The organism is Rhodovarius sp. (assembly GCF_040399605.1).
Taxonomy (GTDB): domain Bacteria; phylum Pseudomonadota; class Alphaproteobacteria; order Acetobacterales; family Acetobacteraceae; genus Rhodovarius; species Rhodovarius crocodyli_A.
In genome coordinates, this window is the sequence record NZ_JBBARU010000029.1 from 1 (window position 1) to 24192 (window position 24192).

The 24192-nt window shown below is 66.3% G+C and carries 26 protein-coding genes and 1 pseudogene; 10 read left to right on the forward strand and 17 right to left on the reverse strand.

The features are described from left to right. The 13 genes from ABWP84_RS09480 to ABWP84_RS09540 form a co-directional block, all read right to left on the reverse strand. Nucleotides 1–171 (reverse strand): calcium-binding protein (locus tag ABWP84_RS09480; protein WP_408904261.1); only part of this gene is annotated, 171 nt, incomplete at its 3' end. Nucleotides 172–650: 479 nt separating this feature from the next. Then, a complete protein-coding gene (locus tag ABWP84_RS09485) occupies nt 651–1562 on the reverse strand; it encodes a substrate-binding domain-containing protein (RefSeq protein ID WP_353211781.1) in 912 nt (303 codons plus the stop codon). Between the two features lie 18 nt (nt 1563–1580). After that, nucleotides 1581–2516, reverse strand: a complete 936-nt coding sequence (locus ABWP84_RS09490) for an ABC transporter permease (RefSeq protein ID WP_353211782.1) — start codon at nt 2514–2516, stop codon at nt 1581–1583. Beyond that, entirely contained in the window at nt 2513–3943 is a 1431-nt protein-coding gene (locus tag ABWP84_RS09495) for a sugar ABC transporter ATP-binding protein (RefSeq protein WP_353211783.1), read from the reverse strand. Before ABWP84_RS09495 ends, ABWP84_RS09490 begins: the two co-directional genes overlap by 4 nt. 60 nt (nt 3944–4003) lie before the next feature. Then, the gene (gene speE, locus ABWP84_RS09500) at nt 4004–4873 is read right to left on the reverse strand and encodes a polyamine aminopropyltransferase (protein ID WP_353211784.1); all 870 of its coding nucleotides are present in this window, start codon (nt 4871–4873) and stop codon (nt 4004–4006) included. A 72-nt stretch (nt 4874–4945) separates the two neighbouring features. Continuing rightward, a complete protein-coding gene (gene speD, locus ABWP84_RS09505) occupies nt 4946–5386 on the reverse strand; it encodes an adenosylmethionine decarboxylase (RefSeq protein ID WP_353211785.1) in 441 nt (146 codons plus the stop codon). A gap of 171 nt (nt 5387–5557) precedes the next feature. After that, nucleotides 5558–6772: a hypothetical protein gene (locus ABWP84_RS09510; protein ID WP_353211786.1), complete on the reverse strand. Its 1215-nt coding sequence runs from the start codon at nt 6770–6772 to the stop codon at nt 5558–5560. Nucleotides 6773–6781: 9 nt separating this feature from the next. After that, entirely contained in the window at nt 6782–8380 is a 1599-nt protein-coding gene (locus ABWP84_RS09515; RefSeq protein WP_353211787.1) for a hypothetical protein, read from the reverse strand. 4 nt (nt 8381–8384) lie between these two features. Next, on the reverse strand, nt 8385–8789 hold the full coding sequence (locus ABWP84_RS09520; protein ID WP_353211788.1) for a response regulator: 405 nt from the start codon (nt 8787–8789) through the stop codon (nt 8385–8387). Then, entirely contained in the window at nt 8786–9400 is a 615-nt protein-coding gene (locus ABWP84_RS09525) for a hypothetical protein (protein WP_353211789.1), read from the reverse strand. Before ABWP84_RS09525 ends, ABWP84_RS09520 begins: the two co-directional genes overlap by 4 nt. 26 nt (nt 9401–9426) lie before the next feature. After that, entirely contained in the window at nt 9427–9879 is a 453-nt protein-coding gene (locus tag ABWP84_RS09530) for a DUF6468 domain-containing protein (protein ID WP_353211790.1), read from the reverse strand. Beyond that, nucleotides 9876–10946: a flagellar motor switch protein FliM gene (gene fliM, locus ABWP84_RS09535; protein WP_353211791.1), complete on the reverse strand. Its 1071-nt coding sequence runs from the start codon at nt 10944–10946 to the stop codon at nt 9876–9878. Before fliM ends, ABWP84_RS09530 begins: the two co-directional genes overlap by 4 nt. Further along, complete coding sequence (locus ABWP84_RS09540; protein ID WP_353211792.1) at nt 10943–11230, reverse strand: flagellar basal body-associated FliL family protein; 288 nt, start codon at nt 11228–11230, stop codon at nt 10943–10945. The genes fliM and ABWP84_RS09540 overlap by 4 nt, the downstream gene beginning before the upstream one ends. Nucleotides 11231–11682: 452 nt before the next feature. Between ABWP84_RS09540 and flgF the strand changes: the two genes are divergently transcribed. The 4 genes and pseudogenes from flgF to flgH all read left to right on the forward strand — a co-directional run bounded on the left by flgF (nt 11683) and on the right by flgH (nt 14950). After that, a complete protein-coding gene (flgF, locus tag ABWP84_RS09545) occupies nt 11683–12423 on the forward strand; it encodes a flagellar basal-body rod protein FlgF (protein WP_353211793.1) in 741 nt (246 codons plus the stop codon). 66 nt (nt 12424–12489) lie between these two features. Then, nucleotides 12490–13275, forward strand: a pseudogene (gene flgG, locus ABWP84_RS09550) (flagellar basal-body rod protein FlgG). Next, nucleotides 13272–14219 carry a flagellar basal body P-ring formation chaperone FlgA gene (gene flgA, locus ABWP84_RS09555; protein WP_353211794.1) on the forward strand — a complete coding sequence of 316 codons (948 nt, stop codon included), beginning with the start codon at nt 13272–13274 and terminating at the stop codon, nt 14217–14219. Before flgG ends, flgA begins: the two are co-directional and overlap by 4 nt. Next, nucleotides 14219–14950: a flagellar basal body L-ring protein FlgH gene (flgH, locus tag ABWP84_RS09560; protein WP_353211795.1), complete on the forward strand. Its 732-nt coding sequence runs from the start codon at nt 14219–14221 to the stop codon at nt 14948–14950. Before flgA ends, flgH begins: the two co-directional genes overlap by 1 nt. A 99-nt stretch (nt 14951–15049) precedes the next feature. Here the strand turns inward: flgH and ABWP84_RS09565 are convergent, their stop codons facing one another. Next, nucleotides 15050–15286, reverse strand: a complete 237-nt coding sequence (locus ABWP84_RS09565; protein WP_353211796.1) for a hypothetical protein — start codon at nt 15284–15286, stop codon at nt 15050–15052. Between the two features lie 59 nt (nt 15287–15345). On the opposite strand from ABWP84_RS09565, the gene ABWP84_RS09570 reads away from it, so the two are divergent. Beyond that, a complete protein-coding gene (locus ABWP84_RS09570; RefSeq protein ID WP_353211797.1) occupies nt 15346–15882 on the forward strand; it encodes a hypothetical protein in 537 nt (178 codons plus the stop codon). Nucleotides 15883–16321: 439 nt separating this feature from the next. Here the strand turns inward: ABWP84_RS09570 and ABWP84_RS09575 are convergent, their stop codons facing one another. Continuing rightward, entirely contained in the window at nt 16322–17212 is an 891-nt protein-coding gene (locus ABWP84_RS09575) for a hypothetical protein (RefSeq protein WP_353211798.1), read from the reverse strand. Between the two features lie 209 nt (nt 17213–17421). On the opposite strand from ABWP84_RS09575, the gene ABWP84_RS09580 reads away from it, so the two are divergent. Continuing rightward, nucleotides 17422–17637, forward strand: coding sequence for an integrase core domain-containing protein (locus ABWP84_RS09580; protein ID WP_353211799.1), 216 nt, complete (start codon nt 17422–17424; stop codon nt 17635–17637). Nucleotides 17638–17858: 221 nt separating this feature from the next. Here ABWP84_RS09580 and ABWP84_RS09585 read toward each other — a convergent pair whose 3' ends face one another. Further along, entirely contained in the window at nt 17859–18881 is a 1023-nt protein-coding gene (locus ABWP84_RS09585) for a VacJ family lipoprotein (RefSeq protein ID WP_353211800.1), read from the reverse strand. A gap of 57 nt (nt 18882–18938) precedes the next feature. Here ABWP84_RS09585 and hpnI point away from each other — a divergent pair, with 57 nt between their 5' ends. From hpnI to ABWP84_RS09605, 4 genes are all read left to right on the forward strand, one after another. Continuing rightward, entirely contained in the window at nt 18939–20048 is a 1110-nt protein-coding gene (gene hpnI / locus ABWP84_RS09590; RefSeq protein ID WP_353211801.1) for a bacteriohopanetetrol glucosamine biosynthesis glycosyltransferase HpnI, read from the forward strand. An 80-nt stretch (nt 20049–20128) separates the two neighbouring features. Beyond that, on the forward strand, nt 20129–21556 hold the full coding sequence (gene hpnJ, locus ABWP84_RS09595) for a hopanoid biosynthesis associated radical SAM protein HpnJ (RefSeq protein ID WP_353211802.1): 1428 nt from the start codon (nt 20129–20131) through the stop codon (nt 21554–21556). 41 nt (nt 21557–21597) lie between these two features. After that, a complete protein-coding gene (gene hpnK, locus ABWP84_RS09600; protein WP_353211803.1) occupies nt 21598–22389 on the forward strand; it encodes a hopanoid biosynthesis-associated protein HpnK in 792 nt (263 codons plus the stop codon). Continuing rightward, a complete protein-coding gene (locus ABWP84_RS09605) occupies nt 22386–23336 on the forward strand; it encodes a lysylphosphatidylglycerol synthase domain-containing protein (RefSeq protein WP_353211804.1) in 951 nt (316 codons plus the stop codon). Before hpnK ends, ABWP84_RS09605 begins: the two co-directional genes overlap by 4 nt. Nucleotides 23337–23342: 6 nt before the next feature. Here the strand turns inward: ABWP84_RS09605 and ABWP84_RS09610 are convergent, their stop codons facing one another. Beyond that, on the reverse strand, nt 23343–24167 hold the full coding sequence (locus ABWP84_RS09610; RefSeq protein WP_353211805.1) for a tetratricopeptide repeat protein: 825 nt from the start codon (nt 24165–24167) through the stop codon (nt 23343–23345). Between the last annotated feature and the right edge of the window lie 25 nt (nt 24168–24192).

Here is a 24192-nt window from a genome sequence, read left to right on the forward strand (position 1 = left end):
ATTGCCTCCGCCCGCACGCCAGAATACAATGTTATTGCCGGAGCCGGGATCGATGACATCACCACCCGCGCCACCGTCGATCGTGTCGTTGCCGTCTCCGCCATCGATCACGTCTTCGGCGGCGGTGCCTGTGATGCTGTCATTACCGGCCGTGCCTTTAAAATTGGCCATGCGTCAGAAGCCTTTCCCAATTGCGATGTTGGGATTGGGCGAAGTGCCGCCCAGAATGCGCGCAGCAAACCGATCACTGCCCGCATTCGGGTGAGCAGCCGCCACACCAGCCAGCCGGAAGCCGGTGCTGCCCTTGAGGCGGCAAAGGTCGATCGATGATGAAAAACACATTGCAGGAATTCCTGGTTGGAAATGGTCCGGATCAAACCACCCAACCAGAATATAATATATAATGCAATAGAATATTCATGGTCGCCCAAGCGATAAATACCGCATTGCAGGCCGTAGCTTATTCCCCAGCCAAGCTAGGCCGCGCATCTGCGTAGCCAGCCTTACCAGCCCTTCTGCGCGCACACCCATCCGACCAGCAGCCTGGTCCGTCACACCGCAGTGCAGAATGCCGTCCGGGGGTCCGATCGCCGTGGCGGTTCAGCAGCGCAATCTGCAGCCGCGCCGCCACAAGGCCAAACGGGCACCGCTCATCGTGCCGGCGGCACATTGCTCCGATCAACCAGCAGGTGCCCGACATTGACCTGCCCCAGCCCCCTTTCGCCGCGCAGCCAGCGCGCCATGGTATCCATGCCCAGCCGGCCCCAGGCCACCGGGTTGAGTTCCACGGTCAGCCCAATATCGCCCCGGCGCACCGCGGCAAGGGCTGGCGGAATGCCGTTCAGCCCGGTCACCACCACCTGCCCCGTCCGCCCGGCCTGGCCCAGCGCCTGCGCAGCGCCGAGGGCAATATCGTCATTGCCGCCATAAATCGCCTTGAGATTGGGGTGGGCCACCAGCAAATCCTGCGCCACCCGCAGCCCCTCCTCGCGGGTGAGGGCGATGTCACGCCGCGCCACGATGCGCACGCCCGGGCTTGCGGTCATCACCTCGTTAAACCCGGTGGCGAGATTGCGGAAAGTGGCCGCTCCCTGCGGGCCGGCAATGATGGCCACCTCGCCCGCATTGTTGATGGCGCGCAGCATCCACCGCGCAATGTCGCGACCAATGCCCACCTCATCCATCGCCACAAAGGCCGATTGCTGCGGGCTATCAGCATGGCGGGCGATGGAGATGATGGGGATATTGGCGCCGGAAGCCGCCTCATAGGCCGCGCGCGTCGCGCGCGCATCGATGGGCGAGATCAGAATGCCCGAGACGCGCTGGGCAATGAGGTCGAGCACGCCATTATTCTGCGCCACCACATCCTCATTGGCCGTCACGAAGCGGGTGCGCCAGCCCAGCTCAGTCGCCCGCGCCTCCATGCCGCGCCGCATGGCGATGTAGAAAGGGTTGGTGTCGGAGGAGAGCGAAACGCCCACCACCACCTCCTGCGCCAGACCAGGGCGGGCCAGCACGGGCATGGCCAAAGCGGGCAGCAGGAACAGGTTTCGTCTTTGCATGGGGTCCTCCTTTTGGGTTCAGTCGCGGCGGGCGTGGCGCAGCCGGTCCGCCGCGGCGGCAGCCACAATCACAACGCCAATCGCGATGCGTTGCCAGTAGCTGTCCACATTCATCAGGTTCAGCGCATTGCCCAGCACCACAATGATGAGCACGCCGGCAATGGTCTTGGCCAGCCGGCCCTCGCCACCATAAAGCGAGGCGCCGCCCACCACCGCCGCGGCAATGGCCATGAGTTCATAGAATTCGCCCGAGGTGGGCTGGCCGCTTTGCAGCCTCGCCGCCAGCATCACGCCAGCCACCCCCGCCATGGCGCCACACCAGACATAGGCGGAGGCGCGGATGCGCCCGGTATTAATCCCCGCCAGATAGGCAGCCTGGGCATTGCCCCCGGTGGCATAAAGCCGCTTGCCATAGGCGCTGCGGTGCAACACCCACCACAGCAGGCCAAAGAGCACAATCGGCGTCCAGGTCAGCAGCGGCACGCCCCAAAGCCGGGCTCGGCCATAGAGGATAAACGCATCGGGCAGCCCCTCCTCGCCCATGATCGGCCGCCCGCCGGTGAGCAGCAGCACGACGCCGCGCACCACCACCATGCTGCCCAGCGTGGCGATGAAGGGATTAAGGTCGAGCCTGGTGACCAGCAGCCCATTCAGCAGCCCCACCAGGCAGCCCACCGCAATGCCCGCCGCCACCCCCGCCCCGGTGCCAAATTCCAACATGACCACCGCCGCCGCGCAGCCCGCAGCCGCCACGGTGGAGCCCACCGAAATATCAAAGCCACCCGAGATGATCACATAGGTCATGCCCATGGCGACCACCGCCATCACCGAGGCCTGCAGCATGACATTGCTGATATTCACCGCACTCAAAAACCGGTCGGTCATCAGCGCCGTGCCCAGGCAGAGAATGGCCAGGATGATGACGGGCATCTGGTCGAGAAAACGCTGCCTCATGCGCCCAGCGCCTGGCGCAGATGCGCCTCGGTGAAGCGCGGCTCGGCGCGGTGGAAGCGCTCCTGCACCCGGCCCTGGCGCATTGCCACCACCTCATCGGCCAACGCCAGCAATTCATGCAATTCGGCCGAGGCGAAGATCACCGCCCCACCGCCGGCGGCAAAACCATCCACCAGCCCCAGCACGGCGCGCTTGGCGGAGACATCAATGCCATGGGTCGGCTCATCCAGCAGCAGGGTGTGGAAGCGGCCGATCAGCCAGCGGGCGAAAATGATCTTCTGCTGATTGCCGCCCGAGAGTGCCCGCGCCGGCAGGGCGGGATTGGGCGGGCGGACATCGAGGCGGCGGATCAGTTCGGCCACTGCGGCATCGGCGGCGGCGGCGTTGAACCCACCCAGCCGCGTGGTCATGGCGGCCAGATGCGGCAGCACGATATTGTCGCGCACCGAGAGGTTGGGGATCAGCGCGCGGCCACGCTCGCTGGGCACATAGCCAATGCCGGCGGCGATGGCGGCGGCCGGGCTCTTCGGGCTGCCGCCAGCCCTGCCAAATCCCCCGCGCAGCAAGGCCCCGGTGCCGGCGCCAAGCAGCCCGGCCAATCCCGTCACCTGACCAGCCCGGGCGGCCACCCCACCGCCGGGCGCGGCCAGAATCAGCCGCTCGGCCCCGGCTGGCCGGATGGCGGCTTCCTGCTGGGCATCGAGGGCGCGCCCGGTCATGTCGCGGGCGAGATCGGCCTCGGTGAAGCCGCCACGGGCGTGGCTGGCCACCTGCAGCCCATCGCGCAGCACGCTCACCCGGTCACACAGCGCGCGCACCTCATCAAGGCGATGCGAGACGAACACCACCGCCAGCCCCTCGCCCCGCATGCGCTCGAGCAGGGCAAAAAGGCGGTCCACCTCGGCGCGTTCGAGCGAGGCGGTGGGCTCGTCGAGGATGAGGATGCGCGCCTGACCTTCGGCCAATTCGCGGGCCAGCACCACGGCCTGGCGCTCGGCGAAGCCCAGCGCGTCCATCCGCCGCCTGGGGTCGATGGCCAGGCCGAGGCGCGCGAGGGCAGCCTCGGCGCGCTGTTGCACCGCCGCCTGGCGCACAGCGCCGGCGCGGCTGGGCCAGCGGCCGAGCAGCAGATTATCGGCCACACTCATCGCCGGCACGATCTGCAACTCCTGCGGCACGAGCGCGATGCCGGCCGCGCGCGCCGCATCCGGCCCCCCCGGCGCGAAGGGGCCGCCGGCGAGGCTCATGCTCCCCGAATCGGGGCGGTAAATCCCGGTGATGATCTTCAGAAGGCTCGATTTGCCAGCGCCATTCTCGCCCACCAACCCATGCGCCTCACCGGGCATCAGCCGCAGCGACACGCCGCGCAGCGCCAGGGTATTGCCAAAGCGCTTGTGCAGGTCGGTGGCGGTGAGGAGAGGTTGCATCGGCAAATCGTCGCCCGCGCTCACCCGCCGGTCAATATTGCGCCCCGCCCTGCTGGTCGATCAGGCCTGATCGAGGTTTTCCGCGATATAGGGCGGCAGGTGGAAGCAACTGACATGGATCTCGGGCGACCAGTAGCGGGTGAGGCCCACAATCCCAGCCTTTTCCGCCCGGGCGCGGATTTCTGTCGCAGAGAAGGCGCGCAGGCCCGCGGCCTTGGAGGACCAGCCCAGCGTCATGAAGCCACCCACATAAGTCGGCACGGCGGCGACATAGGCCGAGACCTCGGCGAAGAACTTGGCACGGCGGATAGAGGTCTCACGCAATTCATCGGCCTGCATGAAGGGCACGCCGCATTGGTTCACGATCAGGCCATTGGCGGTCAGGATCCGCGCGGCATTCTGATAGAATTCATCGGTGAAGAGCACCTCACCCACGCCAATGGGGTCAGTGCTGTCAACGATGATGACATCGAAGCTGGCATCGGGCGCGCGGCGGACATAATCAATACCATCGCCCACAATCACCTCGCCACGCGGATTGGTCCAGGCATCGCCGGCAATATCGGCCATATGCTCTTTGCAGAGCCGAATGACCTCGCCATCGATCTCAACCATCACGGCTTTTTCGACCGTGGAATGCTGCAGCACCCGCTTGAGCACACCACCATCACCCGCGCCGATGATGAGCACGCGCTTCGCGTCGCCATGCGCCAGCAGCGGCACATGGGTGAGCATTTCCTGATAGACGAATTCATCCCGCTCGGTGATCTGAATGACGCCATCGAGCACCATCACCCGGCCATGCGAGAAGCTCTCGAACAGCACAATGTCCTGAAATTCGGACTGGGTGCGGGCGAGCTCGCGCTTGACGAGGAAGCGCTGGCCCCAATCGGGGTAGAGGGATTCGTTGATCCAGGAATCGGTGGTCATCGGGGCACTCCATAATGCGACAGGGCGGAGCCTTACGGCCCCGCCCCGCCACAGTCACACGACAGGTTTATGTCAGCCGATCAGGCCGCGCTTATGCTCGGAAAGCTGGATGCGCTCGGGCAGGAAGCCGGTTTTCAGATGCGGGATGGCCTTATAGGGGTCGCATTCGCCGCAGACGAAGATGTCGAGAGCTGCATAATCCCGCTCGGGCCATGTGTGGATGGAGACATGGCTTTCCGCCAGCACCAGCACGCCCGAGACGCCGCCATTGGGCGAGAAGTGATGGAAATGCCCATGCAGGATGGTGGCACCCGAAGCGATGGCGGCATCGCGCAGCACCGTATCGATATGCGCGGGGTCATCCAGATTGGTTGCCCCCCACAGATCGATGATCAGGTGGGTGCCCGCGAAGCGGACGCCATTGCGCTCCACGAAGTAATCCTTCGCTTCGCTGACATGGGTGACATTGTCTTGGGTATTGCTCGAGAGCATCCCCAGCGGGAGAGCGTCCATATCGGGCACCTTTCCAACCAGAAGATGACCAGTTTCGGCTGTGCGGCCACAGCGGCCGTCGGTTCGATCAGGTCCAGAGCCGCGCATATGAGGCAAAAGCGAAGGGGGCGCAAGTGAAATCATCACCTCAGCCAAAAAAATTGCGGGCCACCCCCCGGGGTGACGCGGAACTCACCGCGCCATGGCGCTTCTCATCCGCAACTGATCCAGCCTGGCCGGCAATACCCGGAAGAGTTCCAGTTCGCGCTGCAACCGCGGCAGGTCCGCGAGGCCCCGCACCGGATCGGAGGTCAGCAGGTTGAAGGCGGCCTCCCCCGGGCTGCCGGCAAGGATGGGCCCGCGCGCCACGCGCAGGCCGGCCAGGCCCGGCGCATCCTCGGCCAGGGCCAGCAATGCCGCCTGCCGCACCAGCGCGCGCACCAGGCCCGGCTGCAATGGCGCCGACTGGCCCTGCACCGCACGGTCGAGATGGCGGCCCAGCGCCGCCGCGGCACCGGCGAAATTGCGCCTTTCGGCCAGGAATTCGGCCAAGGCTTCATCACCATCAGGGCCCAGAGCTGCGAAGGCGCTGGCCTCGCCCTGGCCTTGCCCCTGGGCGGCACGGGCGCGGGCTTCGAGCAGCGCCCGCTCACGCTGTAAGGCCGGGGCAAGCTCGGCCGCATGGCTCGCAGCGAGGGCGGCGAGCGCGCGCGGCGCGTCACGCCCACGCAAATGCAGCATGGCCAGCCGCGCCCCGGCAGCCGCGCGGGCCTCGCCGGGGCTGGTGCGGGCCATGACTTGGTTCAGCAACGCCACGGCCCGCTCCGGCAGTTCCAGCGCCACGAGCCTTTCGGCCAGCATCGTCAGCGCGGCGGTGCCATCGCCGCCGCTGGGGATGAGTTCGCGGTGGGCGTCATACATGGCCACAGCGTTGAGCGGTGTGGCTTGCTCCATGGCGCCGATGAGGGCCCGGATGATGGCCGGCTGCAAAACCGCCTGCCGGTCGGGGAATAGCGCCGCCGCCTCGCGCAGCAGCGCCAATGCGCCGGTGGCATCGCCGCCTTCCTGCCGCAGGGCGGCGATGCGGCTGCGATTGGCGATTTCATCCGCATCATTGCGCCAGGCGAAAAGGGTCTGCTCAAGGTTGCGCGCCGCGGTGATAGCATCGATCTCACCGCGGGCCAGCCGGAGTTCGGTGGCGCGGCGCATCGCCTCGGCGCGCATCCGCCTGTCACGCCCGCCCATCATGGCATCATAGGCGGCCAGCGCCGCCTCCCCCTCGCCCTGCCGCTCGGCCAATATGGCGCGGGCGAGTTCCAGCCCGGGCATTATCTGGCCACCATCGAGCAGCGCGCGCGCGGCGGGCAATTGCCGCGCATCGGCCAGCGCCTCGGCCACGCGCGGCAAGAGGTTGCGCTACAATGCCTCGGGATAGGTGCGCAGAATGGCGCGGCCATTGATCAGCAAGGCCGCCCCCTGTTCACCCTGGCCGGTGAGGGCGAGATACAGGCCGCGCCAGAGCGCCGCCTCTTGCGACACCGGCTCGATATCGAGGAGGGCGGCCTCCTCCAGCCGGCCCGCGGCGAGCGCGGCGGCGCCGAATAGCAACGCCGCCCTCCCCTGGGAGGCCAGAAGCGGGTCCTCCTGGCGGGCCAATTGCACCATAGCCTGGGCTTCCTGCGGCTGGCCGAGCGCCAGCAGGGTTTCCGCCGCGGCCAGCCGTGGCCCCCCGCGCGAGAGCGGTGCCATCTCGGCCAGGCCACGGCTTTGCGCCCGCAGCCGCGCCGAGAGTTCACCGGGCGTGCCATGCGGCAGATCAAAGCTTCGGGTCACCGTCTCAGGCAGCATGGCGCTGGCCTGCTCGGCCAAAGAGAGCATGGTGCCAAGCGCCAGCCTGCCGCCGCCCTCGGCATCAAGCACGAAACGCTCGCCGCCGGCGCGCATGATCAAGGCATCGGAGCGCGCAATCACCGCCACCCCCAGCGCCGTTTCCAGCAATTGCAAATCGACCAGATGCCGGGCCATGGCCACCCGGGACTGATCGAGGCGCAGCGTGCCGACCAGCATGGGCAGGCCCGATTGCGGATCCTGCAGCGGCACCACGCGATGCGCCCCGCTCACCGGCATGGCCAGCCTTCCCGCGCCTTCGCGCACCGCAAAGATAGGCGCGCGCTCAATGGCCGCCTCGGGGGCGGGCGCGGTATCGAGTTCCCAGCGCCCCCCGGCGCGCCGCAGGAAAGGGCTGGCCTGCCCCCCGCTCAAGGTCAGCAAGGCGCCGGCGGGCAACGCCCGATACGACATGCCAGGGCGCGGCGTTGCGGGCAGCGGCATGTCAGGCGCGGTATCGAGAATGATCAGCCATTCCTCCCCGCGCTGCAGCATGGCAGCGCCCGTCTCGGGGGGAAATGGCAGGGTCCAGCCCGTGCTCATCCGCGCCGGGGCCGCGGTGGCAGCGGGCAGCGGCGGCGGCGCCGGAACGGGCGGTGGCGCGGGCAACACGTCACGGGTGGGCGGGGGCGTGGCGGCGGCCTGTATCTCGGGCGGTGACGCCGTGGGCTGCGCCACCGCAGGCCGCGGCCGGGCTTCGCGCATGGGGGGTACCGCCGGGGCCCGGCTCGCAGCCTCGGCCGGCGGGTCCAGCGCATCAAAGACCAGCCTGGCGCCCATGCGGAAATCCCGCAGGCGGGCGCCGGGCCGCAAGGTGATCTCCACGCCAGCGGGCACCACCCGCAGCGCGCTGACATTGCGCGGCAGCCGCCGCAGCGACGCCACCGCCTGATCAGCACCACGCGGCAGGCGCACAAGATGGGTCTCGCCGCTTCTTTCCACCGAATAGGCGGGCGGGCTGGGCCAATCAAACACCAGGCGGCCATAGCCGGCATGGTCACCCACGCGCAGGGAAATGCGGGCAGCTTCAACCGCCGGAGCCTGGGTCGGCGCCCCCCCATCGCCGGCACTCTGCGCCGATACCCCGCCACCGATCAGCATGGCCAGCAGCAAGCGCGAAAGCAGCATGGCCTTAGGCATGCACGGCCAGTTGAGCGATCTTCTCCCGCAGGGTTTGGGCATCGAAAGGTTTGACGATGTAATTCGACACCCCCGCCTGCGTCGCCGCCAGCACGTTATCGGCCTTGCTCTCGGCGGTGATCATGATGAAGGGGATCGCCTTCAGCCGGGCATCGGCACGCATGTCCTTGAGCAAGTCCAACCCCGTCATCGGCGCCATGTTCCAGTCGCTGATCACCAGGCCGAAATCGCCGGCATGCAGCTTGGCCAAAGCCTCGCTGCCATCACTGGCCTCTTCAACATGATTGAAATTCAATTGCTTCAGAAGATTGCGAATAATCCGCAGCATGGTCCGATAATCGTCGACAATCAGAATATTGGTGTTGCTGTCCATCGGCGTGTCCTTTGCGACGGTCATGGATTGGTGGGCCGGCTGCGCAGCCGGCTGAGTTCGGCGGTGGCAGCACGCGCCCTTTCGGGGCGCATGGCGGCCAGCACGGGCGATGCCTTGGCCTCTCGCATGCGTTCGATCACCTGCAGCAGAATGGGCATGTCCAGATCATCCAGAATGGCCGCGGCATCACGTGGCCGCATGGCTTCATAGACCCGCACGAGTTGACGAATTCTTGCCTCCTCACGCTCGTCACGCGCGCGCACCTCCCCCTCCAGCCCCGCCTGCAGCAGGCGCAGTTCATTCACCCGCTCAGCCATCCGCCGCTCAGTCGCGCCCAGCAGGAGTTCGCGCTGGGCCAGCTCCTCGGCCTGGCGATCCAGTTCGAGCCGCCGGGCGCGGAGGTTTTCCAGCAATTCCCGCTCGGCCTGCGCGGCCGGCGGGGCCTGCGCCGCCGGCGCGGCCTGGATCGGCGGGGCCGATGCGGCGGGGGCGGGCGGAGCCGCCGGCGCGGAGGCCAGCGCGCTCGCCATTTGCGGCGCGCCGCCACCCAGCACCCGCTCGAGCTTCACCACCGCCAGAACCGCCATGGCGGCCAGGGCCAATGGCAGCAGGCGTGGCGGGCGCAACCATTTCAATGCCCCAGGCTTGGAGGCCGGCGCCATCATGGCCGCCCTGCCAGGGCCTGCAGCAATTGCCGCTCGGCCGCGCTGCGTGGCTCAGCCCCGCGCGGCGAAGCGGCGGCGGGTGCAGTGGGATCAGGCTGCGGGGCATGCGCCTCCTGGGCCAAGGGGCGGGCGGCGCGCACGCCCTGTTCCAGCCTATCGGCCAATGTCTCGGCGCGCTCAGTCAGGTAGCGAAGATCCTCGCGCAGCGTGTCGGCCACGGCGTTTTTCTCCGCCAATTGCCGGCCAGCCTGTTCCGCCCCCGCGCGCAGACGCGCCAGCGCTGCCTCGGCCGCACGCGTCGCCTCGGCAAGCCCCTCCGCCCCGGCGGCCAGCGCATGGCGCTCGGCCCGCACGGTGGCCAGCGCCCTTTGCAGCCGCCAGGCTATGGGGATGGCAAGCCCCAGCAGGAGAATCACCAGCCCCTGCGCCAGCCATTCCAGCAGCGTCATGCCACCCTCCCAGCCGGCAGAAGGCTCTCGGCAATGCGCACCGAAGGCCGCCCCGCCACCTGCCCGAGTTCAGCGATGAAAAGCGGCACCTGGCCGCATTGCAGCGAGACCGGCGCATTGGGCTTGCTGTCGAGCATCAGCCGATCCCCAGGCTTGAGATCGAGGATGGCGGAGAGCGGCATCATCTGCTGATGCAGCACCACATCGAGCGCAACATTGGTGTGGCGCAATTCCTGGGCTAAATGATTCTCCCAGATGCCGTCACGGCCAAATTTCTCGCCCATGAATTGTTGCAGCAGCACCTCGCGCACCGGCTCGAGCGAGGCATAGGGCATCATAATTTCGATCTTGCCGCCGCGATCCTCCATCTCAACCCGCAACCGCGCCAGGATGCAGGCATTGGCGGGGCGGGTGATGGTGGCAAAGCGCGGGTTCACCTCAAGGCGGTCAAACTCGAAATGCACCTTGGCCAGGGGCGCAAAGGCGGTGCTGATATCGGCCAGCACCACATTGAGCAAACGCTGCACCAGCGTGCGCTCGATGGTCGTATAGGGCCGGCCCTCAACCCGCATGGCCGAGGTGCCGCGCCGCCCGCCCAGCAGCACATCCACCACCGAATAGATCATCGCGCTATCGAGCACGATCAGGCCGTAATTATCCCACTCCCGCACCTTGAAGACGCCCATCATCGCCGGCAGTGCCATCGATTCGAGGTAATCGCCAAAGCGGTGCGAGGCGATATTGTCGATCGCCACCTCGACATTATCCCAAGTGAAATTCCGCAATGATGTGGACATGATCCGCACCAGACGGTCGAACATGATCTCGAGCATCGGCAGCCGATCATAGGAGACGAGGCCGGAACTGATGATCCGCTCCAACCCGCTCTGGCCGCCCTGGCTGCCCCCGGCCATCAGCGTGTCAATCTCATCCTGGTTGAGCACCCGGCTGGGTTGTGCCACGGCACCAGGCTCCTGCTCGCCGCTCAGCGCACCCGCCAGCCGTGCCCCCAGGGCGGCCCCCCACTCGGATGATAATTCCGCGTCATTCTGCGCGCTCGGGCTCATTGCATTAAAATCTCCTGGAACAACACGTCGATCACTCGGGCGGGATGGGCGGCGATATTGGCGCGCGCGATCAACTCCTCACGCAGCCGGTGGGTGCCAGCGGAGCCGCGCAACTCCTCAGGGCGCATCTCACGCAGATAGACGGTGAAGAGATCCACCAGCCGCGGCATTGCCGATGTCAGCGCCGCCGCGTCATCCTGGCCCAGCACCTCGATCTGGCTGCGCATCTTGATGAAGGTCGCCCGCCTTCCCGATGCGTTGAGGTTGGCGGTGATCTCGGGCATCTGAACAAGCGTCGGCACCCGGGGCGGCGGCTGCCGTGGCTCAGCACTCACGGCCCGAGGCTGGTCTGGCTGCATGCCGCCGGGCAAGCCAGGCATGAGCCCCGAAAACCAAAGCCCAACCGCGCCGCAAAGCAGCAAAACCGGCACACCGAGCAGCAATAGCCTGGTCTTTTTGCCGCCCTTCGCCGATGCGCCCACAGCCGCGCTCGCCGGTTCAGATGCAGCCTTCCTCTCCGCCATGGGCGCGGTATTCCTTGTATCCAATCTCATCGCCACATGTCGCATGCGGGCCTTAACAAACCCCTACACGCGCTGGGAGCAAACGCGGCAGGCAAGGCCCGCCGGCGGCCATTCCGGGTCAGCTATGGGCAATTCCTGCCGCCCAACAGGGCCACAGCGCTGGCACGGCGCTTGCCCCGCTCCTCGCGCAACCATCAAGGCGGAGCCACAGCATGGACAGCCCCGGCTACATCATCCTCAGCCGCATGAGCGCGCAGCTGCGCACCCAGAGCCTGGCCGCGCAAAACCTCGCCAATGCCGATACCCCCGGCTACCGCGCCTCCCGGCCGATCTTCGCCGAACACCCAGCCCTGCAGCGCGACACAGCCCGCATCCCCGGCGCGCGCGAGGTGAATTACCCCTGGGACCGTGCCTCCTGGCGCGATGAAAAGGCCGGCCCCATCACCCGCACCGGCAACCCGCTCGATGTCGCCATCTCCGGGCCGGGGTATTTCGCCGTCGAGACCCCGCGCGGTGAGCGCTTCACCCGCGCCGGGCGCTTTACCATCGGCGCCGATGGCCGGCTGGTCGATCAAGGGGGCAACCCGGTGCTCAACACCGCAGGCAACCCCATCGCCATCTCCCCCGGCGATAGCCGCATCGAGATCCGCGGCGATGGCTCGATCCACTCCGAAAATGGCGAGATCGGCCGGCTGCGCCTGGTGCGCTTCGCCAATGATCAGACCCTGCTGAGCGAGGGCGATAGGCTGTTCAACGCCAATGGACAGCAGGCCGAGCCGATAGAGCGCCCGGCGGTGGTGCAAGGCGCGGTGGAGGGCAGCAATGTGCAATCGGTCATCGAACTCACCCGCATGATGGCCGAACTCCGCGAATTCCAGCTCGCCAGCCAATTCGCCGAGCGCGAGGGCGAGCGGCTGCAAAGCTCCGTCGAGCGCATCCTGCGCAAGCGCTGAACCCAGCCTCCCCCCCCCCAACCAGATCGGCACCCCCAACCGGCGCCGCAGAAGACGGATCACACCATGCGCAGCCTGCACATCGCAGCCACCGGAATGTTGGCCCAGCAGACCAATGTCGAGGTCACCTCGAACAACCTCGCGAATATGAGCACCACCGGCTACAAACGCCGAAGGGCCGAGTTCCAGGATCTGATCTATCAGAACCTGCGCCGCGTTGGCTCGCAAAGCTCCGATTCCGGCTCGCTGCTGCCCTCGGGCGCGCAGGTGGGCCTGGGCGTGCGCACTGCGGCCATCTACCGGATCAACGAGCAGGGCAACCTGCAACAGACCGAGAACCGCTTCGACCTCGCCATCCGCGGCAATGGCTTTTTTCAGATCACCCTGCCTTCGGGCGAGGTGGGCTATACCCGCGATGGCACCTTCGCCCTGAGCGCGGAGGGCACGCTGGTGACGGCGGAGGGCTATCTGGTGCAGCCGGGCATCACCATCCCCGCCGCCGCGCGCGATGTCACCATCAACACCTCGGGCGAGGTTCTGGCCCGGCTCGATGGCCAGGTGGCGCCGCAGAATGTCGGCCAATTGCGAACCGCCATCTTCGCCAATGAAGGCGGGCTGGAGGCGGTGGGCGACAACCTCTACCTCGCCACCCCCGCCTCCGGCCAGCCGCAGGCCGCAGCCCCGGGCCAGCCCGGCCATGGCACGGTGATGCAGGGCTTTATCGAGACCTAGAATGTGAACACGGTGCAGGAGATCACCGCACTGATCACCGCCCAGCGCGCTTATGAGATGAATAGCCGCGTCATTACCGCCTCGGATGAAATGCTCTCCACCCTGACGAGGCTCAAATGATCCGCGCGCTGATCCTGCTGCTGCTCAGCACCGCCCCCGCCCTGGCGCAGGAGATGGCCTTCCTGCGCAGCCATGCGCTCGTCGAGGACCAGACCATCCGGGTGGCCGACCTGTGGGACAATCCAGGCGCCCGGGGGGCGGCCAGCCTCGGCACGGCACCGCCGCCAGGGCGGCGGATGGTGATCGAGGCGGCCCAACTCGCCGCCATCGCCCGCAGCTATGGCGTGAACTGGCGGCCCATCTCGCAAAACGACCGGGTGGTGGTGGAGCGCCCCGGCCGCGCCCTGCCCCGCGCCGAGGTCGAGGCGCTGCTGCGCGAGGAATTCGCCCATTCCGGCCTGGAGCCCGAGACCGAGCTGGAACTCCAAGGCTGGATTCCCCCCCTGCTGCCCAGCGCGGCGCTGCACCAGACAAGGCTGGAGGGCGCGGTGCTGGAGGCCCCCTCCAACCGCTTCGCCGCCACCTTGGTGGTGATGGCTGATGGCATGGCCACCCAGCGCCTGCGCATCACCGGCCGCGCCCTGCCCACCCTGCCCGTGGTGGTGGCAACCCGGCGGGTGGCGCTGGGTGAGGTGATTCGCCCCGGCGATGCGCGGGAAATTCGGCTGCGGGCAGAGCGGGTGCGCCCAGGGCTGGCCAGCCGGCTCGATCAGGTGGTGGGGCAGGAAGCCCGCAGGCCCCTCGCATTGGAGGGCATGTTCGCCCTTGTCGATCTCGCCCCGCCCAGCCTGGTGGCGCGCAACCAGGCCGTGACGCTGCTGCTCGATGCGCCGGGCATCACGCTGACCGCCGCCGGCCGGGCGCTGGATGCAGCACCGCGCGGCGCCATGGTGCCGGTGATGAACCTCGCCTCGCGCGCCGTGGTGGAGGGCCAGGTGATCGGGCCGGGGCGGGTGCGGGTGGCGCTGGGCGCGGTGCCTATGCAGCGCGGGGGGGGCGATTAATGCGCCTGCTGATGATCATGCCGCTGCTGGCCCTGGCCGCCTGCGGCCAGGCCGAAAGGCTCTCCCGCGTGGGCCGGCCACCGCCGCTCTCGCCCATCACCAACCCCACCGCAGACCCGTCATGGCGGCCGGTCTCCATGCCCACCCCGGGGCCGCAGGAGGTGGCAGCGCCCTCCAACTCACTGTGGCGCCAGGGCAGCCGAACCTTCCTGCGCGACCAGCGCGCCGCCCAGGTGGGTGATCTTGTGACCATCCTCGTCGCCGTGGCCGATGATGCGCAATTGCAGAATCGCACCCAGAGCAGCCGCACCAACACCGCCTCCCTCGCCCTGCCCAACCTGCTGGGGCTTGAGGCCAGCACCAACCGCATCCTGCCCAATAGCGTCGATCCCTCAACACTGCTCAACACCGACAGCAGCAATGTCGGCAATGGCCAGGGCGAGGTGCGGCGCAATGAGGCGATCAACCTGCGCGTGGCCGCCACCGTTCTGCAAAACCTGCCCAATGGCAATTTGGTGATCGCCGGGCGGCAGGAGGTGCGGGTGAATAATGAACTGCGCGAACTTTCCATCCAGGGCGTGCTGCGGCCGCAGGATATCGCCAGCGACAACACCGTGCGCCATGACAGACTGGCCGAGGCGCGGATCGCCTATGGTGGCCGCGGTTCGCTCAGCGATGTGCAGCAGCAGCGCGTGGGGGCGCAGATTCTGGATGCCCTGCTGCCATTTTAGAGCATCATCCGTTCAAACGGAATCGTTTGACTGGATAAAGATGACCGACAAACAGAAGCTTAGAGCCTGTGCAGTGAGCCGAGGCGAACGGAACAGGCTCTAAGCCTCGCCGCCGATGCGCCCTGGCAGCTTCACGCTTTGCGCCACCTGCGGGGTGATGGCACGCCCATAGGCCGAAGCCGCCAGCGCCAGCAACCCGGCGCCAGCCAGCAGCGCAGCGATGGCCGCGACCGCCGGGCCGGGCAGCGTCTCCCCGGCGAAGCCCGGCAGGTCGAAGTGCCGCCGCAGATCATGCGCTGGGCGCAGCCAGGGCCGGTTCCAGGCCTGGCCTGCCATTGCAGCGGTAGGATCGTGGCGGTTGGCTACCGCTTGCAGTGTCAGGCCGGTGATATCGGATGGGGCTGCTGGCTGGTGGCGCGCGGGCGCGCATTGAGGAGGCGGCCGACATGCGCGATGGCGGTGAATGGGTGTACCGGCCCGAGGAAGTTGCGGCCGCGATTCTGGCGGCGGATGCGGTTGTGGTTGGCGATGGCTATCTTGCGGGCGCGCTGGGCTGCCGGCGCTTGGCAGTCTTGGCGCCGCCATTGGGCGACTGGTGCTGGGGCACGCCCGGCACCGCTGCACGCTGGTACCCAGCCGCCAAGATCTGTCGCGCCACGGCGACGCCGCAAGGCATTGACTGGCGCCCGGCGCTTGGCGCCCTGGCCTTGGCGGCTGGGAGTTGGAACGACGACCAGGCGCGTCACCTGTTCAAACGATGCCGTTTGAGCGGGCGATGTTCTCAGCCCGAGCGTGGCTCGGACGCGACGTCCAGGCTCAGAACCGCCCGTGTCTGGCGATCCATGACCAAGGTCACTCCAACGGCCCAAAGCCTGCGGGTGTTACCGGCATGCCCGGCGAGCGAGAATTTTACGGCGTCGCGCTTGCCGTGACGCAGCAGCGTGCTGCCTTGCAGCCGAAGCTCAAGCCGGCCCTCCAGGGGGCCGCTGAGATCATGAATCAGCGGCTCGTTTTGGCCATGCTGTGCCGCCGCGATGAGGTTTGGGAGAATGGCCCGGATTGAGGCGCGAAGGCTCGCATGGAGGGGGGATGGCTGGGCAGGCGGCGACCAGAGCGTTGTTTCGGACATTGCAGTTAGGCCGCCGCCAGCTTCTGGACGCCCACCAAGCCCAAGAAGAAATATCCCATTGCTCTATCCCTATCCGATCTCATCGATTGCGGTTTGTGCGCGTAGGCCTTTAGCTTGCTCGTCGGCCGCGGGGCCAAATTATTCACCGCCCAGTCGAATTTTTTTATTTTTGTTGTAGAAAAAATTTTTATAGATTTATAAATGGAGGGCAGTCAACTTATTTAAAGTTGCTGTCGCACTTTTTAATTTTGCTTCCAATTCACTTTTTTAAAGGTAAAATCAATTTTTTCTATACTTGACAAATCCCAAACTATAGCAAACAAATTTCTTACAAGAACATCCCCTGTACTTTTTTTGAAATCAAATCCGTTAATAACGGCTGCTCGGCCACCCGTAAAATTTCCGGAAGCCAGGCCGGTAGTAAAGACATTTTGACTACCCACATTAACGCTGACGTTAGCACCTGCGGTCACTGAAACACGCCCAGCAAAATTAAGATCCGCACGTGCACCAGCAAATAAAGACAAAGATACACCTAAACTTAAATTGCAAATTAATGCGAGGCTTACGCTGGTAGCAGCACTTACCGCCACCGTATTGAGGCTGGCAAGATTAAAGGTATTTTTCACACCCATGAAAAAATCGGTCTGCACACCCCAAACATGGCTGCGCCGGTTGCCATAGATGGTGGTACTGTCATCGCCTATGGTTTCATAATCTGCTTTGCCCCAGGTCTTCGTTTTCACGTCGCCCTGGGCCTCGAGATTGATGTCCTTCATCGAAAAGAGATGTATTTTCCCATTGGCCTTGATCCGGGTTGCCCCGCCTGAACTGATGTCCAAATCGCCGGTGCCGTCGGCTCCTGCCATGAGAATCAGCTCATTACTGGCCTTTACGCCAAGATCGCCTGCCACGCCGAGGTAGCGCTGGCCTTTGGTGTATTCAAAGACCCCGGCCTTGGCATCGAACAACATATCCGTCCGCGCCACCGGGTCCGTCACCAAGGTGGTCGGCCCCAGACAATCAATGTCGAAGCTGTAAAGGCTGGACAACGCCTCGGTGCCATCAACCGCATAGGCGCTGAACGTCGCAGTGTCCTGGCCGGCGATGGTGAATTGCAAAGCGGCGGTCATGCTTCGGTCCCTGGAGTGGCCACGTGCCCGTGGTTGGCTGATGTCATGCCGTGGAGTTGTAGCGATGAATTGTGCATCTCGGAACCAGCGTGATCACATTACGCCGAGTCACGCATTTATGCGCCACAGTATCGCAAAGTGGGACTGACGCGCTTTCGTGACATGACAGCATTATTTCGGCAAAGCCCGCTTCAGAACGAGACAGGCGGATGAAGCGCAGCGGGTTGCGCGATGAGTGCCTCAGCGAGACGTTGTTCACCCCCATGCTGGAGGCCCCAGCGGTGCTGGCCACTTGGCGGCGAGACGACAACACCATCCGGTCGCACTCGAAACTGGGCGGGCGCCCACCCCGGCAGCGTGCATTTTGGGAATTCCCCGGTTACCGCAGCTGTGTTTCGCGATTGCTGTATCGACGCCGCCTTTGAACGAATTATGCAGTAAAACCGAAATCAAACGAAGATGCATGAAAATCATCGACATAGATGTCGCTCCTGTCGGGGTGATCGAGGCGCAAAGCCCCTCAACCTTGTTTTCCCCGGCCGACCCGAGAATAAACCGTTCAAACGGAAGCGTTTGAGCGGATAAAAATGCTCGACAAACAAAAACTTAGAGCCTGTGCAGTGAGCCCAGGCGAAGGGAACAGGCTCTAAGGCCGCACCGGCGGTGTCAGCCTAGCCCCGCCCAGCACAGACCTGGCCCAGCCGCCATCCAGCGGCACAGCGGCCGGCAGTGCTTCGCCCGCGGCCTCGCCCGGTCTGGACAAATCGGCCTGGCGGAGGGTTCTGGCCACGAAATCTGCCGGCAGCCTGGGGGGAGAGGCCTGCCCGGCCGGGCCGGCGGCGGGGGCTGGTGTGTTGGTGGTGCCCGGGTCATCCAAAGCCGGGGGGGTATGGCCTGGGTCGTCCAGCGCCTCCATGGCGCTCGGCCGGCCCAGGGCCATGAGTTCAGCATCGCGGCGCTGGCGCACCACGCTGCGCAGCCTGGCGTAATAATCCAGGCTATCGGCGCGCAGAATGTCGAGCGTGTCGAGATTTTCGGCGCGCAGGTCGATGCCGCCCAGCGTGCCGCGCGTGGTGTTGAGGATACCCAGCGTATAGGCCGAAAAGACCGGCCCCAATGCGAGCAGCAGCGGGTTGCCAAAGCCATCCACCGCAGCGCCCAGAGTGTCACGCAGGTTGGAGGGGCCGGTGATGGGCAGCATGAGGTAGGGGCCGCTTTCCAACCCGTAACGGGCCAGGGTCTGGCCAAAATCGCCGCTCTGCCGGGCCAGGCCCTGCGCTGCCGCCACATCGAATAGCCCGCCACCGCCCAAGGTTGTGTTCATGGCGAAGCGGCCGAAGGTGGCGCCCGCCGCATCGAGGCGAAGCTGCAGCAGGTTATGGGCGAAGATCAGCGGCTCGCCCAGATTATCCAGGAAGGCGCGGAGGCGCAGCCGGCCGAATTCGGGCAGCACGGCGCGGTAGGTTTCGGCCACGGGGCGGAAGATGTTGTCATCGGCCACGGTGTTGATGTCGAGAATCCTGCGGTTCAGCTGCTCCAGGGGGTCGCCCGGATCAGTGGCGCCGGCGTATTGCGAGGCGGCGGAGGGTGCCTCCACGCCGCCGCGCACCACCAGCGTGTTGCCGCAGGCAGCCACAACAAGCAGGAGCGGAAGAAGAATGGCGCGCATGCCCCGGATATACGAAGCTAGGCCGTGGCCTGCCATGGGCCGGGCTTGGGCTGGCACATGATTTTCCTGTCATGGCTGTTTGCGCTGCTGGCGGGGCTGGGGGCGGTGCAGGTGCTGCTGGCGGCCCGCGCCGCCGCCCGGCTGGCGTCGGCGGCGGCCTCCGATGCTCTTGGCCTGCCCGCCGCCATCCTCAAGCCATTGCATGGCGCCACCCCACAACTGGCGGAGAATTTGGCCGCGACCCTGGCGCAGGACCATGCCGCCGGGTTTGAGATGCTGATGGCGGTGGCGGACCCGGCGGACCCGGCAGCGGCCCTGGCTGCGCCCTTCTGCCCGCCTGGGCGGCTGCTGCGCGGCGGGGCGGTGCTGGGGGCCAACCGGAAGGTTTCGCAGCTGGTGCATATGGCGGCGGCGAGTGATGCGCCGGTGCTGGTGTTGGCCGATGCCGATATGGCGGTGGGGCCGGGCTGGCTGAACGCCGTCACCGCGCCCTTGGCCGAGCCGGGGGTGGGGCTGGTCACCTGTCTCTATCGCGGTGTTGCGGCGGATGAGGGGGTTTGGTCGCGGCTGACGGCATTGTCGGTCGATTGGCATTTCCTGCCCAATGCGGCGCTGGGCGAGGCGCTGGGTCAGGCGCGGGGCTGCTACGGTGCCACCATTGCGCTTAGGGCGCAGACCCTGGCGGCGATTGGCGGGTTTGAGACGTTTTTGGATGTGCTGGCCGATGACCATGCGATGGGCCAGGCGGTGCGCCGGCTGGGGCTGCGGGTGGTATTGGCGCCGGTGCTGCCGGGGCATGTGATGGCCGAGGCCGGGCTGGCGGGGCTTTGGACGCATGAGTTGCGCTGGGCGCGCACGCTGCGGCTGCTCAACCCCGCCGGCTATGGCGGGATGGCGCTAACCCACCCCATCGCCTGGGCCGCTTTGGCGGTGCTGGCGGCGCCGGGGGCGCTGAGCCTTGGTGTGGCGGGGTTGGCCTTTGCTGCCCGATTCGCCGCCTGCGCCTGGGTGGATCGCGCCTTGGGGCTGGCGCCGCGCCTCGCCTGGGTGCTGCCGCGCGATGGGCTGTCCTTTGCCATATGGCTGGCGGGGCTTTGGCCGGGGCGGGTGCGGTGGGGTGGCGAGCGCTTCCAAATCAGCCGCGATGGGCGTATGCACCGCGAGTGAAGCGGCTGGTCGAAAAGCCAGTTGAGCTTCGCGGCGGGTTACCGCACACCGACACAAATTTCGCAAAGGTCGCTGTCCCTATGATGCGCACCCTCTTCCTTCAGGCTCCCACCTTCGATGGTTTCGATGGCGGTGCGGGCTCGCGCTATCAGGCGAAGCGGGAAATCCGTAGCTATTGGTTCCCCACCTGGCTGGCCCAGCCGGCGGCGCTGATCGAGGGCTCGAAGCTGGTTGATGCGCCGCCGCACAATCAGTCCCTGGCCGATGTGGCGCCGATGGCGCGGGATTTTGACCAGGTGGTGCTGCACACCTCCACCCCCAGCTTCGCCTCGGACATCAAGGTGGCTGAGGCGCTCAAGGCGGTGAACCCCTCGCTGAAGGTGGGGCTGATCGGCGCCAAGGTGGCGGTGCAATCGGAGGAATCCCTGCGTGATGCGCCGGTGGTGGATTGGGTGGCGCGCAATGAGTTTGACTTTACCGTCAAGGATGTGGCGTCGGGGATGGACCTCTCGGCCATCAAGGGGCTGAGCTGGCGGAATCATTCCGGCGTGATCGTGCATAATCAAGACCGCGCGATGCTGGAGAATATGGACGAGCTGCCCTTCGTCTCTGAGGTGTATAAGCGTGATCTGGACTGGAAGAAGTATTTTATCGGCTATCTGAAGCATCCTTATGTCAGCTTCTATACCGGGCGCGGCTGCAAGAGCCGCTGCACGTTTTGTCTCTGGCCGCAGACGGTGGGCGGGCATCGCTATCGCACCCGTTCGGTGGGGCATGTGATTGAGGAGGTGAAATACATCCTCAAGGCCTTCCCGGAGATGAAGGAGCTGTTTTTCGACGACGATACGTTTACCGATGACCTGCCGCGGGCTGAGGCGATTGCCAAGGAGTTGGGCAAGCTGGGGGTGACCTGGTCCTGCAATGCCAAGGCCAATGTGCCCTATGCCTCGCTGAAGGTGATGGCGGAGAATGGGCTGCGGCTGTTGCTGGTGGGGTATGAGACCGGCAATCAGCAGATTCTGATCAATATCAAGAAGGGCATGCGGATCGACGTGGCGAAGCAATTCACCAAGGATTGCCATGCGCTGGGGATCAAGATCCATGGCACCTTCATCCTGGGCCTGCCCGGTGAAACGACGGAGACGATCCAGGAAACCATCAAATTCGCCATTGAGACCAACCCGCACACAATTCAGGTCTCGCTGGCGGCGCCCTATCCTGGCACTTTCCTGTGGGATCAGGCGGCGCGCGAGGGTTGGCTGGATACGGCAAATACTGAATATGTGGATGCACATGGGGTGCAAATCGCGCCTTTGGCTTATCCGCACCTGAGCCATACCGAGATATTCACCTCGGTGGAGGCGTTTTATAAGAAATTTTACTTCCGGGCGCCGAAAATCGCGGCGATCTGCAATGAGATGGTGCGGGACCGGCAGATGCTGGTGCGCAGGCTGCGTGAGGGGGTGGAGTTCTTCCGCTTCCTGCGGGAGCGCAAGGCGGCGGCCTGATCGATGCTGGCCCGCCTCGCGGGTGCGGCGGTGGTGAGGATATGCGCATTCGCCTGATCTTCAACGCCGATGATTTCGGCCTGCATGCCCGGGTGAATGAGGCGGTGGAGCGGGCGCATGGGCAGGGCGTGCTCACCGCCGCCTCGCTGATGGTGGGCTCGCCGGGGATGGATGAGGCGGTGGCCATTGCACGCAGCACCCCCAGCCTGGCGGTGGGGCTGCATCTTGTGCTCACCGATGGGGTGCCGGTGCTGCCGGCGGCGCGGATTGCGGCGCTGGTGCAAAAGAATGGCCGGTTTCGTGATGACATGGCGGGGCTGGGGCTGGCGCTTGCGGTGTCGCGCGAAGCCCGGGCGGAGATGGCGGCGGAGATTGCGGCGCAATTCGCCCGCTTTGCCGAAACCGGGCTGCGGGCGGACCATATCAATGCGCATAAGCATTTTCATTTGCATCCGCTGATCGGCGCGGCGGCGCTGCGGGCAGCGCGGGCGGCGGGCTTCCCGGCCATGCGGGTGCCCCATGAGATAGGCGGGCCGGTGCTGCAAAATGCCTGGTGCCGGGTGATGCGCGCCACGGGTTTGCCCGCGCCGGATCGGGTGGTGGGGCTGCGCTGGTCTGGCGCCTTCACCGCCGAGCGGGTGCTGGCAGCGCTGCGCCGGATACCGGCGGGGGTGAGCGAATTCTATTTTCACCCCGCCACCAGCAATGACGTGCCAGGTGGCGCGCCGGGTTATCGCTACACGGATGAACTGGCCGCACTCATCGACCCGCGGGTGATCGAGGCGGTGCGCCATATCCCGCGTGGCGGCTATGCGGCGATGCTGCGGGCATGAACCGGGCGGGGCTTTGGCTGGCGCTGGCGGGGTTTGCCGCCGCCTGCTGGGTGATCTGGCAGCAGGATTTTTCCGAGGTCTGGCATGTGCTCGCCGCGGCCGGCTTTGGCCTGGTGCTGGCGGCTTTGGCGCATATTCCTTCCATGGTGCTCAACGCCCATGCCTGGGCGATGCTCATGCCCCGGCACAGCCGCCCCACCCTGCCCGGCATGGTGTTTCAAGTTTGGCTGCGCGAGAGCGTGAACAATCTTTTGCCGGTGGGCCGGGTGGGTGGCGAATTGGTCTGCTACCGGCTGATGCGCCGGCAGGGGCTGCGGGCGGCGCCGGTGGCGGGGGGGCTGATTGCCGATGTCGCGCTCTCGCTGGTGTCGCAATTGCTGTTTGCGCTGCTGGGGCTGGCTTTGTTGGGGTTGAGCGGGGCCGCGCTGGGCTGGGGGGCGCTGCTGGCGGGGCTGCTGGGCGGCTTTGTGCTGGCGGGGGTGACCATCATGGTGTTGCGGGCCTCGCTGCTCGGGCGGGTGATCGGCGCGATCAATGCGCTGGCGCAAAACAGGCTCGCTGGCATGGCCGAGGGGGCAAGGCGGCTCGATATTTATCTGCGCCGGCTGTGGCGGCGGCCGCGCGCGCCCTTGCTTTGCACCCTGTGGCAATTCGCCGCCTGGCTGGCAGGGGCGCTGGAGATTTGGGTGGCCTGCCGGGTGCTGGGGGTGGAGGTGAGCCTCGCCGATGCGGTGATGATCGAGGCGCTGATACAGGCCCTGGCCTCGGCCGCCTTCATCATGCCCGGGGCGCTGGGGGTGCAGGAGGCGGGTTTCGTGGGCCTCGCCGTGCTGGCGGGGCTGGACCCCAGCATGGGGGCGGCGCTGGCGGTGACGCGACGGCTGCGCGATGTGGTGCTGTATGTGCCGGGGCTGCTGGCCTGGGGCTGGGCTGAGCGGCGAGGGTGAGGGTTTCTACCGCCGGGTGGGCCCGGCCTCACTCAGTGCCAGGTTTTGCTGGGCCAGATCGGCCGTGGGGGTATCGGGGGCGAGGCTGATCACCCGCAGCCAATCGGCCCGGGCGCCTGCCGCGTCATTGCGCAGTTGCAGCAAGATGCCGCGCTCGAGCAGGGCCTCGGGATTGTCAGGCGAGACGCTCAGGGCGCGGTTCACGCTCTCCATCGCGGCATCCGCTCGGTCGAGATTGCGCAGGGCTGCGGCACGGAAAACCAGCGCCTCGGTCCGCTCCGGGTCGAGTGCCAGGGCGCGCTCAAGATCGGCCAGCGCCTCCGAATAGCGCGCCATGGTGCCCAGGGCGATCGAGCGGTCGGTCAGCAAATCGGGGTCATTGGGCGCGAGGGTCATCGCCATGGTGGTGGCGGCAAAGGCGCGCGCAGGGTCGCCCGCCATCATCCAGGCCTGGCCGGCCTGGGCGAAGACGGCGGCGCGCGCGGCGGGGCCGGCGCTGCTGCCAATGGCCAGGCGCTCCAATTGCTCGGCCGCGCGGTCAGGCTCGCCCACGGTCAATTGCGCCAGGGCGGCGCAGTGCCGCGCGCCCTCGCCGCCGCCGGTTGCATCCCAGGCATCGGCAAAAGCCAGCGCGCCTTCAGGGTCCTGGCGCAGCATGGCGAGGCAGCGCTCGTAATCCGCGCCATCGGCCAGGCGGGGCGGCTCGGGCGGCAGCGGCAATTCCACCACCTCCTCCCGCTCCACGGCGCGATACTCCCAGGCCACGCCGCCGGCAGCTAGCAGCGCAATAACCGCGAGCAGGGCGAAGAGGGAGGAGCGGGCGGCGTTCACGGCGTTCTTCTAGCCCAGCTTGCAT

What these genes read in the sequence shown, in the direction of transcription:
- ABWP84_RS09520 (WP_353211788.1), bottom strand. Translation starts at nt 8,789, where the DNA reads ATGACCGTCGCAAAGGACACGCCGATGGACAGCAACACCAATATTCTG.
- ABWP84_RS09485 (WP_353211781.1), bottom strand. Translation starts at nt 1,562, where the DNA reads ATGCAAAGACGAAACCTGTTCCTGCTGCCCGCTTTGGCCATGCCCGTG.
- ABWP84_RS09490 (WP_353211782.1), bottom strand. Translation starts at nt 2,516, where the DNA reads ATGAGGCAGCGTTTTCTCGACCAGATGCCCGTCATCATCCTGGCCATT.
- ABWP84_RS09580 (WP_353211799.1), top strand. Translation starts at nt 17,422, where the DNA reads ATGAAGCGCAGCGGGTTGCGCGATGAGTGCCTCAGCGAGACGTTGTTC.
- flgH (WP_353211795.1), top strand. Translation starts at nt 14,219, where the DNA reads ATGCGCCTGCTGATGATCATGCCGCTGCTGGCCCTGGCCGCCTGCGGC.
- ABWP84_RS09570 (WP_353211797.1), top strand. Translation starts at nt 15,346, where the DNA reads ATGGGGCTGCTGGCTGGTGGCGCGCGGGCGCGCATTGAGGAGGCGGCC.
- ABWP84_RS09540 (WP_353211792.1), bottom strand. Translation starts at nt 11,230, where the DNA reads ATGCCCGAGATCACCGCCAACCTCAACGCATCGGGAAGGCGGGCGACC.
- flgF (WP_353211793.1), top strand. Translation starts at nt 11,683, where the DNA reads ATGGACAGCCCCGGCTACATCATCCTCAGCCGCATGAGCGCGCAGCTG.
- ABWP84_RS09605 (WP_353211804.1), top strand. Translation starts at nt 22,386, where the DNA reads ATGAACCGGGCGGGGCTTTGGCTGGCGCTGGCGGGGTTTGCCGCCGCC.
- speE (WP_353211784.1), bottom strand. Translation starts at nt 4,873, where the DNA reads ATGACCACCGATTCCTGGATCAACGAATCCCTCTACCCCGATTGGGGC.
- hpnK (WP_353211803.1), top strand. Translation starts at nt 21,598, where the DNA reads ATGCGCATTCGCCTGATCTTCAACGCCGATGATTTCGGCCTGCATGCC.
- hpnJ (WP_353211802.1), top strand. Translation starts at nt 20,129, where the DNA reads ATGATGCGCACCCTCTTCCTTCAGGCTCCCACCTTCGATGGTTTCGAT.
- ABWP84_RS09575 (WP_353211798.1), bottom strand. Translation starts at nt 17,212, where the DNA reads ATGACCGCCGCTTTGCAATTCACCATCGCCGGCCAGGACACTGCGACG.
- flgA (WP_353211794.1), top strand. Translation starts at nt 13,272, where the DNA reads ATGATCCGCGCGCTGATCCTGCTGCTGCTCAGCACCGCCCCCGCCCTG.
- ABWP84_RS09585 (WP_353211800.1), bottom strand. Translation starts at nt 18,881, where the DNA reads ATGCGCGCCATTCTTCTTCCGCTCCTGCTTGTTGTGGCTGCCTGCGGC.
- speD (WP_353211785.1), bottom strand. Translation starts at nt 5,386, where the DNA reads ATGGACGCTCTCCCGCTGGGGATGCTCTCGAGCAATACCCAAGACAAT.
- ABWP84_RS09515 (WP_353211787.1), bottom strand. Translation starts at nt 8,380, where the DNA reads ATGCTGCTTTCGCGCTTGCTGCTGGCCATGCTGATCGGTGGCGGGGTA.
- fliM (WP_353211791.1), bottom strand. Translation starts at nt 10,946, where the DNA reads ATGAGCCCGAGCGCGCAGAATGACGCGGAATTATCATCCGAGTGGGGG.
- ABWP84_RS09495 (WP_353211783.1), bottom strand. Translation starts at nt 3,943, where the DNA reads ATGCAACCTCTCCTCACCGCCACCGACCTGCACAAGCGCTTTGGCAAT.
- hpnI (WP_353211801.1), top strand. Translation starts at nt 18,939, where the DNA reads ATGATTTTCCTGTCATGGCTGTTTGCGCTGCTGGCGGGGCTGGGGGCG.
- ABWP84_RS09565 (WP_353211796.1), bottom strand. Translation starts at nt 15,286, where the DNA reads ATGGCAGGCCAGGCCTGGAACCGGCCCTGGCTGCGCCCAGCGCATGAT.
- ABWP84_RS09530 (WP_353211790.1), bottom strand. Translation starts at nt 9,879, where the DNA reads ATGACGCTGCTGGAATGGCTGGCGCAGGGGCTGGTGATTCTCCTGCTG.